10 protein-coding genes are annotated in these 12,320 nt (G+C 44.5%); 6 read left to right on the forward strand and 4 right to left on the reverse strand.

From position 1 onward, the window contains the following. The first annotated feature begins 13 nt into the window (after positions 1 to 13). Positions 14 to 1,669 carry a chaperonin GroEL gene (groL, locus tag LZT21_RS03270; RefSeq protein ID WP_233924638.1) on the forward strand — a complete coding sequence of 552 codons (1,656 nt, stop codon included), beginning with the start codon at positions 14 to 16 and terminating at the stop codon, positions 1,667 to 1,669. 115 nt (positions 1,670 to 1,784) lie between these two features. After that, positions 1,785 to 2,438, forward strand: a complete 654-nt coding sequence (locus LZT21_RS03275) for a DsbA family oxidoreductase (protein WP_233924639.1) — start codon at positions 1,785 to 1,787, stop codon at positions 2,436 to 2,438. 14 nt (positions 2,439 to 2,452) lie between these two features. On the opposite strand, the gene aceE is transcribed toward LZT21_RS03275, so the two are convergent. Next, complete coding sequence (gene aceE, locus LZT21_RS03280) at positions 2,453 to 5,098, reverse strand: pyruvate dehydrogenase (acetyl-transferring), homodimeric type (protein ID WP_233937497.1); 2,646 nt, start codon at positions 5,096 to 5,098, stop codon at positions 2,453 to 2,455. Between the two features lie 104 nt (positions 5,099 to 5,202). On the opposite strand from aceE, the gene LZT21_RS03285 reads away from it, so the two are divergent. Next, positions 5,203 to 5,664, forward strand: coding sequence for an Lrp/AsnC family transcriptional regulator (locus tag LZT21_RS03285; protein ID WP_233924641.1), 462 nt, complete (start codon positions 5,203 to 5,205; stop codon positions 5,662 to 5,664). A 20-nt stretch (positions 5,665 to 5,684) separates the two neighbouring features. On the opposite strand, the gene LZT21_RS03290 is transcribed toward LZT21_RS03285, so the two are convergent. After that, positions 5,685 to 7,025 (reverse strand): NAD(P)H-dependent oxidoreductase, encoded by a 1,341-nt coding sequence (locus LZT21_RS03290; protein ID WP_233937496.1) that lies wholly within the window; start codon positions 7,023 to 7,025, stop codon positions 5,685 to 5,687. Between the two features lie 205 nt (positions 7,026 to 7,230). Here LZT21_RS03290 and LZT21_RS03295 point away from each other — a divergent pair, with 205 nt between their 5' ends. Genes LZT21_RS03295 through LZT21_RS03305 form a run of 3 tightly spaced genes read left to right on the forward strand, consistent with a single transcriptional unit; the run spans position 7,231 to position 9,609 of the window. After that, complete coding sequence (locus LZT21_RS03295) at positions 7,231 to 8,094, forward strand: phytanoyl-CoA dioxygenase family protein (RefSeq protein ID WP_233924644.1); 864 nt, start codon at positions 7,231 to 7,233, stop codon at positions 8,092 to 8,094. A gap of 12 nt (positions 8,095 to 8,106) precedes the next feature. Then, positions 8,107 to 8,667 carry a hypothetical protein gene (locus tag LZT21_RS03300; RefSeq protein WP_233924646.1) on the forward strand — a complete coding sequence of 187 codons (561 nt, stop codon included), beginning with the start codon at positions 8,107 to 8,109 and terminating at the stop codon, positions 8,665 to 8,667. A 21-nt stretch (positions 8,668 to 8,688) separates the two neighbouring features. Beyond that, positions 8,689 to 9,609: a 2-dehydropantoate 2-reductase gene (locus LZT21_RS03305; RefSeq protein WP_233924648.1), complete on the forward strand. Its 921-nt coding sequence runs from the start codon at positions 8,689 to 8,691 to the stop codon at positions 9,607 to 9,609. Positions 9,610 to 9,669: 60 nt separating this feature from the next. Here LZT21_RS03305 and LZT21_RS03310 read toward each other — a convergent pair whose 3' ends face one another. Both LZT21_RS03310 and LZT21_RS03315 read right to left on the reverse strand, forming a co-directional pair. Beyond that, complete coding sequence (locus tag LZT21_RS03310; RefSeq protein WP_233937495.1) at positions 9,670 to 11,553, reverse strand: TRAP transporter large permease subunit; 1,884 nt, start codon at positions 11,551 to 11,553, stop codon at positions 9,670 to 9,672. Further along, positions 11,546 to 12,214 carry a TRAP transporter small permease subunit gene (locus tag LZT21_RS03315; protein WP_233924650.1) on the reverse strand — a complete coding sequence of 223 codons (669 nt, stop codon included), beginning with the start codon at positions 12,212 to 12,214 and terminating at the stop codon, positions 11,546 to 11,548. Before LZT21_RS03315 ends, LZT21_RS03310 begins: the two co-directional genes overlap by 8 nt. Positions 12,215 to 12,320: the final 106 nt, after the last annotated feature.

Here is a 12,320-nt window from a genome sequence, read left to right on the forward strand (position 1 = left end):
AAGGAATTTAATCATGGCAGCAAAAGACGTAGTTTTTGGCGATAGCGCGCGGACCAAAATGGTCGAAGGCGTAAATATTCTCGCAAATGCAGTAAAGGTAACGCTAGGCCCTAAAGGCCGTAACGTAGTTATTGAGCGTTCATTTGGTGGTCCAACCATCACTAAAGACGGCGTAACCGTAGCGAAAGAAGTCGAATTAAAAGACAAGCTGCAAAATATGGGCGCACAAATGGTGAAAGAAGTTGCTTCTAAAACCGCGGATATCGCTGGTGATGGCACTACCACTGCAACCGTTTTAGCTCAATCGATTGTGCGTGAAGGCATGAAGTATGTAGTTTCCGGCCATAACCCAATGGATTTAAAGCGCGGCATTGATAAAGCAGTTAGCGCCGCTTTAATTGAATTGAAAAAAATTAGTAAGCCTTGCACCACTACCAAGGAAATTGCACAAGTAGGTTCTATTTCAGCTAATAGTGACCATAGCATTGGTCAGCGTATAGCTGAGGCAATGGAAAAAGTGGGCAAAGAAGGTGTTATTACTGTTGAAGATGGCAAATCACTCGAAGATGAATTAGAAGTCGTTGAGGGTATGCAATTTGACCGCGGTTACCTTTCGCCTTATTTCATCAATCAACCAGAAAAACAAGTGGCGATTTTAGAAACCCCTTACATTCTGTTGTTTGATAAAAAAATCAGCAACATTCGTGATTTGCTCCCAGTACTCGAGCAAGTAGCTAAGTCGGGTCGTCCATTGATGATTATTGCTGAAGATGTTGAAGGCGAAGCCTTGGCAACTTTGGTTGTGAATAACATTCGTGGTATTTTGAAGACTTGTGCTGTGAAGGCGCCAGGTTTTGGCGATCGTCGCAAAGCCATGCTCGAAGACATCGCCATTTTGACTGGTGGCCAAGTAATTGCTGAAGAAGTAGGTTTAACTTTAGAGAAAACTACACTTGAGCATTTAGGTCAAGCCAAGCGGGTTGAAATTGGCAAAGAAAATACCATCATTATTGATGGCGCAGGCGATTCCAAAGCCATCGAAGCTCGCGTTAAAAATATTCGTGTGCAAATCGATGAAGCAACCAGCGATTACGATCGTGAAAAATTGCAAGAGCGCGTGGCTAAATTAGCTGGCGGTGTTGCAGTAATTCGTGTTGGTGCTGCTACCGAAGTAGAAATGAAAGAAAAGAAAGCCCGCGTTGACGACGCCTTGCATGCAACCCGTGCAGCTGTAGAAGAGGGTATTGTGCCTGGCGGTGGCGTAGCATTAATTCGCGCTATGCAAGGCATTAAAGGTTTGAAAGGCGATAACGCTGATCAAGATGCTGGTATCAGTATTGTCTTGCGGGCTATGCAAGAGCCATTACGCATAATTGTTTCCAATGCCGGTGACGAAGCTAGCGTAGTAGTCAATGCTGTTGAGGCGAGCAAAGGCAATAATGGTTATAACGCCGCTACTGGCGAGTATGGCGATTTAGTTGCTCAGGGCGTAATTGATCCAACTAAGGTAACAAAAACTGCCTTAGTTAATGCTGCTTCAGTTGCTGCTCTTTTGTTAACCACCGATTGCGCAATTTGTGATTCACCTAAAGATGAGTCTGGCGGCGGCATGCCAGGTGGCGATATGGGTGGTATGGGCGGCATGGGCGGCATGGGCGGCATGATGTAATTGCTGTCCCTTTCAGCTTTAACCGCAATAATAAAACGCCTGGTTCAAAAGATCAGGCGTTTTTCAATTTGACTGTAATATTGATGATTATTCAATTATTAAAATGATTCAAACAATGAAACCAAAAATAAAAATTGATGTTGTTTCAGATGTCGCTTGTCCATGGTGCGCAGTTGGCTATGGCGAGCTTAATAAGGCCATTGAAGCAATGGCTGATGAGGCTGACTTTGAAATTCACTTTCAGCCATTTGAGCTAAATCCTCATATGCCAGCAGGTGGTCAAGACGCAGTAGAGCACTTAACGCAAAAGTATGGCTTATCTCCAGAACAAGTGCAAGTGAATCAAGCGCGTATTCGCGCTCGTGCTGCGGCAGTTGGTTTTGATTTTCATCCTGCCGGAAGGAAAAGAATTTACAATACTTTTAACGCCCACCGCCTTTTATATTGGGCAGCTAAAGAGTGTGGTTTACCTGCTCAAGCAGCGCTTAAAAAAGAATTATTAAATACCTATTTTTGTTTAGCAGTCAGCATGGATGATGTAGATAATGTGCTTGCTGCAGTTGGCCGCGCAGGATTAGACCAAGCTCGTGCTAAGGCAGTATTAGAAAGCGATGAATTTAGCCAAGAAGTTCAGTCACAAAAACAGACTTTTCAAAACTTAGGAATTCATGGGGTGCCTGCATTTATCTTAAATGATCAGCACTTAATTGAAGGCGCGCAATCATCTGCAGTATTGCTGAATAGTTTTAAGCAACTGCTGGAAGCTTAAAATTAAACACATTCTTAGAGGCCTGCCTTTAATTTGCCACTTGTGCTTGAATGAAGACAAAATTGTGCCGCTTTAGCGATACTTGCAGCATCAACTTGAAAGTAGTCTCGTAGCGCTGCTCGAGTATCGCTACGGCCAAACCCATCGGTACCTAAGGTAAGGTAGTTGCGCTGGCTGGGGATGTAGGCACGAATACTTTCTGGAACTGCGCGTACATAATCGGTTGCAGCAATGATCGGGCCAGCTGAATTCGATAACAGCGAACTAATAAAGGCAGTTTCATATTCAGAGGTGCCATCAACTCCTATATCCTTATTCTCATCTGCAAAAGCGGCCTGCAATTTTTGGTGACCATTGCGTGCCAGCTCACTCCAACTGGTGATGCTAAATATATCAGCTTCAATATCTACCCGTTTTAATATTTCGGCAGCTTTGATTACTTCGAGCAGGATGGCACCAGAGCCCAATAGAGTAACTCTTTTTTTCGCCGTAGGGGGTGCTGGTTGATAGAGGTATGCACCCGCTAGAATATCTTTTTCTTTACCAGATAACAAATTGGTTTGGGCATAATTTTCATTCATGAGGGTAATGTAATAAAACACATCTTGCTGTTCGGTGAGCATTTCCCTCATCCCCGCATCAATGATCACGGCTAATTCGCCAGCAAAGGCAGGGTCATAGGCTTTGCAATTAGGAATGGTAGCAGCCACTAAATGACTACTGCCATCTTGATGCTGTAAGCCTTCGCCACCCAAAGTAGTGCGCCCTGAGGTTCCACCCAATAAGAAGCCGCGTGCGCGTTGATCGGCAGCTGCCCAAATAGCATCTCCAACACGCTGAAAACCAAAAATAGAATAATAAATATAAAAAGGTAGCATGGCAAAGCCATGATTAGCGTAACTAGTAGCAGCTGCAGTCCAGCTGGCAATAGCACCCGCCTCACTAATGCCTTCCTCTAAAATTTGGCCATTTAACGCTTCGCGATAACTTAATACGGAACCAATATCTTCTGGTTCATAGCATTGTCCAACGCTAGAATAAATACCCACTTGTTTAAATAGATTCGCCATACCAAACGTTCGCGCTTCGTCGGCCACAATGGGCACAATTCGTGCACCTAGTGCTGGGGTCTTTAGTAAATTACCTAAGAGTCGTACAAAGACCATGGTAGTTGACATCGATTTATCGTCAGGAGTAATCGCAAAGCTGGCATAAGATTCAAGCGGTGGAATCGCTAGGCGTTCGCAGTCGATAACACGTTTAGGTAAATAGCCACCCAACTCAGCCCTTCGTTGCTGCAAATACCGCATTTCTTTGCTATCCTCGCTTGGCCGATAAAAATCTAAATTCATTGCTTGGGCATCGCTGAGTGGTAAGTTAAAGCGATTACGAAATTCAATTAACGCTTCCTCATCAAATTTTTTCTGACTATGCGTTGTCATTTTTCCTTGACCAGCATGACCCATTCCATAGCCTTTTTTGGTGTGCGCCAGAATTACCGTGGGTTGACCTGTATGCTTTACTGCCGCCTCATAAGCAGCATAGATTTTGACGATATCGTGACCACCGCGTTTTAATCGATCAATTTGTTCATCTGTCATACCCTGAGCTAGTTCTGCTAACTCAGGGCTTTGTCCGAAAAAATTTTCCCGATTAAAGCGCCCATCTTTAGCTGCAAAAGTTTGCATTTGACCATCAACGGTATTCGATAGTGCGCGCACCAAAGCACCAGAATGATCACGTGCAAATAAGCCATCCCAATCACTGCCCCACACTAATTTAATGACATTCCATCCGGCACCACGAAATAATTTTTCTAATTCATCAATAATGCGACCATTACTTCTAACGGGGCCATCTAAGCGTTGTAGATTGCAGTTCACTACCCACGTTAAATTATCTAATTTTTCCCGTGCTGCCAAGGTGAGGGCGCTCATGCTTTCAGGCTCATCCATTTCGCCGTCACCAAAAACACCCCATACTCTGCGCTGCGAACAGTCGAGTAAATTACGGTGACTTAAGTAACGCATAAATCGGGCTTGGTAAATTGAGCTAATGGGGCCAATGCCCATTGAGCCAGTTGGAAATTGCCAAAAATCGGGCATGAGCCACGGGTGAGGATAACTCGATAGCCCTTGCACCCCGATTTCTGCGGCGGCAATTTCTTGGCGGTAATAGGCTAGATCTTGTTCATTTAAGCGACCTTCAAGATAGGCGCGGGCATATACACCCGGCGCACTATGGGGTTGAAAAAATACTAAATCACCCTTGTGCTCGGAAGTACGACCATGATAAAAATGATTAAATCCTACTTCAAACAAATCGGCTGCACTAGCGTAGCTAGCAATGTGACCACCAAGTTCGCCATAAGCCGTATTCGCTTTGGCGACCATCGCCAGTGCATTCCACCGCATCAGGGAGGCTATTTTTTCTTCGATTGCCAGATCACCAGGAAACACGCCTTGCTTAGCAACCGTAATCGTATTCACAAGAGGCGTGACTAATTCAGGGGACCAGCCAATTTGCTGTTGGTGGGCGGTGCGGATGAGCATATCGAGCAAATGCTTGCCCCGCTCCTCGCCATTAGCAGTAATGGAATTAATAAACGCTTCTGCCCACTCGGCCGTTTCGGTTGGATCGATATCATGAGGGTTTTGCATAGGTATTAATATACAAAAAGTGCTCTGAAATAGGATTGCAAATTATGGTCAAATACCATTAAATTAAGCATAAAATGCTAAATAAACCATTTTTATAGAACTTTATGCAACTAGATGCCATTGATTTAAGAATTTTGCAAGAACTGCAAAAAGACAGTTCACTCAGTAATGTGGCCTTGGCTAAGCGCGTGCATTTATCACCTTCACCTTGTTTATTGCGAGTGCGCGCGCTAGAGGCGAACCAAGTAATTCAGCGCTATGTGGCCTTGGCTAACCCCAAGGCCCTGGGACTTGATTTAAATGTATTTATTTCGATCAGCCTAAAAGAGCAGTCAAAAACTGCGCTCGCTGAATTTGAACAGTGTATTGCCGAGCAACATGCGGTAATGGAGTGCTATTTGATGACCGGCGATTGTGATTATTTAATTCGAGTTGCTGTATCCAATATTAGCGATTTAGAAAAATTTATTCTTGAGCAATTAACTCCCATTGCCGGCATTGAAAAAATTCGCTCCAGTTTTGCATTAAAGCAAGTTTCTTACAAAACTGCTTTGCCTTTGCCGTAACAAAATACTGATTTATCGAGTCATTTTTTAAACATGGACTCCATCTCGCGTCGTACTCGAATTGCTTCATTGTTGATATCAAAATTGACATCGTTCCAGCATACTGGTTTGCCAGCAGCAACAGCATTTTTGAGCGTCAGGCGGTGTGCTAACCCAATGGGTAAGCCACCCATTGCCAAGGAATCAGTGGCAGGCATTAATTTACCGTAAACCGTAAAACCACCTTCGCCATCGAGCATTTCTCCAGCCTTTAAGTCACGTTTAGCCGTGGCTACGACGTCACCGCTAAAGGCGGTAGTAGCACCCGTGGCTTCTTTGCGCAAGGCCACGCTCGCAACCGAGATGCCTAACTCAAGACCAATTAAATGATATGGTTTATACATTGCCGCATACCAGCCGCTCGCATCAGTTTTCAGGCCATATTGCAAGAAGCAGTTACGCACATATTCGTTCGGCGCTTCAAAAACAATATAAACGCCCCAACGTAAATCTCGAAAGACAGGGCGACCATCACGCTCAACAGAAGAAACTACTTCAACTGTGCCTTTAAAGGGCAAGATGCCGCCATCAGCCTCTGGCCGTAAGATGGTAGGCAGATCATCAACCCCGCAGGGCGGAAATAACAAGCCATTTTTTGGGGGTCGCAAACCACAGGCATTCGATACCGCAGCCATTTCAAGGGCAGACTTGGTGCCATCTAAAAATGAATTAAACATTTGGGCATTAAAGTCTCCGCTACCAACTTGCTCTGGGGTAAATCCATAGTGCCCCCATACTGTGTCTGGAGTGGCTTGGTGATAGATCGGTAAATATTTAGTGCCTTTGCCTGCACACACCACATCCATACCAATCGTTTCGGCCCAATCAACTAATTCAGCAATTAAGGATGGTTGATCGCCAGATGCCATTGAATAAATAATGCCAGCATCAGCTGCTTTTTTAGCTAGGTAGGGGCCCGCAAGTACATCAGCCTCTACGTTCACCATGATGATGTCTTTACCATGTTCGCAGCATTTCAAGGCGTGGTGAATGCCTGCTGCTGGACTTCCAGTGGCATCAATAATGACTTCAATTTGCGGATTGGCGATCATGCCATCAGCATCATCAGTAATGAATGTTTTGCCAGTTTGATACGCATTCTCAAAAGAAGACGCGTTGTATTGCACGGCGTTCCAACCCACACGGGCTAAAGAATCACGCGCCCGTTGCGGCACTAAGTCGGCAATACCTAATAAATGAATGCCAGGGGTTCTTGGCACTTGGGCTAAATACATTGAGCCAAATTTGCCCGCACCAATAATGCCTACTCGTACCGGCTTACCTGCCGCCGCGCGTTGTTTGAGTTGTTGAATGAGGGACATAACAAACCTTTCAATAAGAGTGCTGCTATTTTCACATTTTTTAGTTGGCGTAGGTTTATCAATTGCAGACTTAGTTCAGGTAGGGCGTCGGGTCAGCCTAGGGCTTTCCCTGATGGTAGTTGATTACAGGCCTGACTTTTAACCCTCTAACTGATTAATTGATTACACTTTCACCTATTGTTAAAAAGAATCGACGAGGTCAAAAATGCATTTATCTCCAGAACAACTAGCCCAGTTTGATAAAGCAGGTTATTTATTCTTTCCCAGCTTATTTAGTCCTAGTGAAGTGAAAACCCTGACTGATGCCGTCCCTGAGCTTTATAGTCGAAAAGAAGCTTATAACGTCCGTGAAAAAGACAGTGAATCGGTGCGCACCAATTTTGCCGCGCATCTAATTAGCAGGCCATTTGCTAAATTGGGAAAACATCCCAGAATGATTCAACCAATTGAAGATTTATTGGGCGAGCAGTTATATATGCATCAATTTAAGATTAACGGCAAGATGGCTTTCGATGGCGATGTTTGGCAGTGGCACCAAGATTATGGTACTTGGTTAAACGACGATTTGATGCCTACCGCGCGGGCGATGAACGTGGCAATTTTTTTAGATGATGTCAATGCCTTTAATGGCCCACTGATGTTTATTCCAGAAAGTCATAAACGTGGTGTGATCGCTGCCAAACATGATTTAACTACGACCAGCTATCCATTATGGACAGTAGACAACGATTTAATTTCGCAATTAGTAGCTCGTGCAGGCGGCAAAAACGGCGGCATTATTAGTCCCACTGGGCCTGCAGGTTCAATGATTTTATTTCACAGTTGTTTAGTCCATGCTTCCACAAGTAATTTATCGCCATGGAATCGGGTCAGCGTCTATTTAAGTTTATGTGCGGTGTCGAATCATATTCGTCGGCATAAACGTCCTGAATATATTGCCCATCGTAATTTTGAGCCCATCGTATGTTTGCCGGACGATTGTTTGTTAACCGATTATCCAGTTGATGTGCCATGGGAGCATGGAGTTCCAGCAAGCGCTTTAGAGACTTCGCTTGAGACTATTGCTTAAAGGAAGATATCGTTGAATAAGTCTGAAAAACAAGCGCAAAACTATCGCTTAAAACTTGAAAAAACGGCCAAACCCCTGCTGATTGTGGATTACAGTTTTGGGGGCGATACAGTATTAGAGCGGATGAAGGTAGCGCCATTACCGAGTGCAATTCAGAATGCGAAGGTGAAGACCGAGTTTGATTTAGCCCAAGCCTGGAGTAATTTCGCAAGGAAATCTTTGGGCCAGCGCAAATTGGCCGAGTCTGAGATTGAGTGTTGGGATGGTCATTACGACCAATTGGGTCGAGTGATGCTGGAATTAATGCGCATGAGCAGAGATAAGCCAGAAATGCTTACCAAAGAAGGGGTGTATGAAATGATTCCAGATTTAGAGGAAATCACATTCATTGCTAAGCCAGGGCGAATTGAAGATAAGATGTTTGTTCGTATTTGGTTTTCATTAATTCGCCATCCGGCATTTCTTGAGCTGGAAATTCATGAAAAAGAAGTCGTTGCATTTCAATATTGGCAAAACCTATTTACTTTGGCTTTAGGTAAAACAAATAGTGAGCTACTGAAGCAAAACGCTTAGATTGCGGATTAAGCGTGCCAAATGAGTAAAAAAATGAAAATATTAATTGTTGGGGCAGGTGGTATTGGCGGCTACTTTGGTGCAAAACTGATTCAGGTGGGCGCCGATATTACGTATCTATTACGCCCTAAACGCCATGAGTATATTCAAGCCAATGGCTTAACGATTGAAACTCCACGAGGCAGTTTTGTTCTTCATCCAAAATCGATTACCTTAGATCAATTAGAGCCTATTTATGATCTGGTTATTTTGGCGCCAAAAGCATTTGATTTAGCCAATTGTTTAAATGAACTCGAAAAAGTTGGCCCAAAAGCCCTATTCTTACCCTTTTTAAACGGCCTTACGCATCTCGATGCCTTGGACCAGCAATTTGGAAGAGCCCGTGTCATGGGGGGCGTGGCACATATTGCCGCAATGATTACGGAAGTAGGTGCGGTAAAGCAATTAAGCGATTTACATATTCTGACGGTTGGGCATCGGGCGCCCGAGCAAGAGGCGATAGCGAGAGCATTTTTTGCGCTATGTGAAAAAGCCGATTTCGATCACTTTTATAGTGAGCAAATTGAGCAGGCAATGTGGGATAAATGGGTTTTCTTAGCTAGCTTAGCTGGTATGACAACCCTTTGTCAGGGCTCAGTTGGGCAAATAGTTGCTACGCCGTATGGACAAGAGTTGTCGTTAGAGATGTATGCAGAATGTTGCGCAATAGCGCAAGCAAACGGATTTTCAATAGCAGAGCAAGCACGTAAAAAAGCTATCGAGTTATTGACCCAGGTAGGCTCCCCATTTACGGCCTCGATGTTACGCGACCTAATCGCTAAGCAAAAAACAGAACACGAACATATTTTGGGTCAAATGATTCAAAAAGGGATGAGCATTAAGGTGTCGTGCCCATTGGTGAAGATGGCCTATACCCATATGGCGGTGTCAGCGCAGCAATAAAAAAGCGCCTTTTTGAGGCGCTTTTTTATTTATCAAAAAAAGTATTTTTAATCGAGCTTTCTAGCCCCCATAAAGAAACTTAGGCAACCAGAGAGTCATACCAGGCCATATATACATAAAGAACATACATAGAATGACGATGAACATATACGGCATCATGCCCGCAAAAATTTGATTCAGAGTGACACTTGGCGGTGATACCCCTTTAAGATAGAAGGCTGACATCGCCACTGGTGGCGATAAGAAAGCGGCTTGCAAATTCACAAAGACCAAGGTGCCCCATAACAAAGGATCGATTTGGAAGTGCGCTAACAATGGCAAGAAGATCGGCACAAAAATCACAATGATCTCAGTCCACTCCAAAGGCCAGCCAAGGAAGAAAATAATTGCTTGCGAAAGCAGCATGAACTGAATCGGCGTCAGATCTAACATGAGCACCCATTTTTCAATGATCGATTGACCACCCAAAATCGTGAATACAGCAGAGAATAAAGCTGATCCAACGAACAGCCAACACACCATTGAGGTAGTTTTAGCAGTAAGAAAAACCGCCTGCTTGGTGCGATCAAAATTTAATGTGCCCGCTTGAAACGCCAGAATAAAAGCACCAAAAGCACCCACTGCTGCCGATTCAGTTGCGGTGGTAATGCCTAGCAAGATCACAGCTAAAACCAAAATAGTGAGAATACCCAAGGGCATGACGGATTCGATCAGCAGTTTCAAAATTTCAAACTGATCTTCATCGAGTTTGATGTAGTAGTAAATCAGCAGCAAGAGTAGTAGAACAGAGCTAAGCCCAAAATACAGTTCAAAGTTTTCCGGCGGCCCAGCAGCCGCTTCAGGCTCGGCAGCCCCAGCAGTGGGCGCATCACCCGCCGCTGCATCTAGCGCTACTAATGGCACATCTACCTCTTCAAGCTCTTTGGTTTTTACGTTGTTGGAGGTGGCATCCAGTGAAACTAAACCTTCTTCTACAGGCGCAGCTTTATCAGCTGTAGCCACCTTAGCAACTTGCGTAGCTACAGGGACATTTTGTGCATCGCGTTCAGCTTGCTGATGAATGATGACGTACCACCATACTCCCCATAAAGTGACTGCAGCAAGAATAAATGGAGTTAAGACTGCCAGTACATTTTGGACAATTTTGCCAAAGGAGAGGCGTGCATCAACAGGTGCATCGAAAAACTTCGCCGGTGCAAATAGGGCTTTAAAAGTTGCCACAAACATATTGGGTGAATACTGTTCACGCAAGAAACGGATAGGGGCTGGAATAGGCACCTGTTGTTTTTCAGGGGGCAGTTTAGGCGCTACTTTAGGATTTATTAAGGCCCAGCCGATGATGTAAACCAAATATAAAAATGCGAGAAAGAAGCCTGGCACCATCGCAGCTGCATACAGTTTCACCACCGATTGACCAGCGACCGCTGCGTACACAATAATCATTACTGAAGGTGGAATCAAAATACCCAAGGTACCACCAGCGGTAATAACACCAGCTGCTAAGCGCGTATCGTAGCCCGCATTCATCATGGGCTTCATGGCGATAACGCCCATTAGCACTACAACTGCACCAACTAGACCGCTGGCAATACCCCAAAATGTACAAACAATTAAGGTTGCGACAGCAAGCGATGCAGGTACGCGACGAAAGGCAAGCTGAATGCTATAGAACATTTTGTCAACTAATGCCCCTCGCTCCATTACATAGCCCATTAAAACAAATAAGGGAATAGACAGCAGGACATCGTTGGTCATACCCCCAAATGTTCTTTGCACCATCAGGGTAAATACCTTATTAGCTGTCCAGCTTTGTGATGGGTCATAAAAGGCGGCAAAACCAAACATCATGCCAAGCCCCATTAAGGTAAAAGCAGTTGGGAATCCCAACATAATCACCACGATAATCAGGCCCAACATACTTAGGCCAAGTATTGGATCACTCATGGTTTATTTCCTTCGTTTGGCCAATGCGGTGATGTGCCGCTTCATCAATTGCTTTAGCATTTTTCATACCCATTTGACGAGCCTCTTCATCAACGTGGGTTGAGGCCGCAAGTTGTTGCTCAATTACATCAATTTCTTCCGCATCTTTTAAGCGTGCTGGCCATTCACCTGTTTTGATACAAACAATGCAGCGCAAAATTTCGACAAAACCTTGGAGGAGTACAAAAGCACCAGCAATTGGAATAATGGTTTTAAAAGGATACAAGGGCGGCCCATTGGCGATTTGGGTGGTGTGTTCACCTATGCGCCATGATTCAGCCGCATAGGTGTAGCCCGCATATACCAATGCAGTTATGCCCGGCAAGAAAAAGGTAATGTACAGAATTAAGTCAAGAGTGGCTTGGGTGCGTGGTTTCATTGAGCCATAGAGGAAGTCGCCCCGTACGTGCCCATTTTGTGCCAATGTATAGGCCCCGCACATCATAAAGAGCGTGCCATAGGCCATGACCGACAGTTCGCCAATCCATGCTGATGGAGAATTCAACGCATAGCGTCTAACCACATCGGTACACACCATCAGCATTAATAGAATGATGAGCCACGCAGCCGCCTTGCCAACAAAGGTGCTGATCTCATCGACTCTAAGCATGAGCTTATTCATTCATTACCTCCCAATAAAACTTGACTAAATAACAGTACTATTTAAATTACTATAAAAAAACCGGACGGTGAACCGTCCGGTTTTGCATCAGCATGAACCATTTAGT

The organism is Polynucleobacter sp. IMCC 30228 (genome assembly GCF_021395205.1).
Classification (GTDB): domain Bacteria; phylum Pseudomonadota; class Gammaproteobacteria; order Burkholderiales; family Burkholderiaceae; genus Polynucleobacter.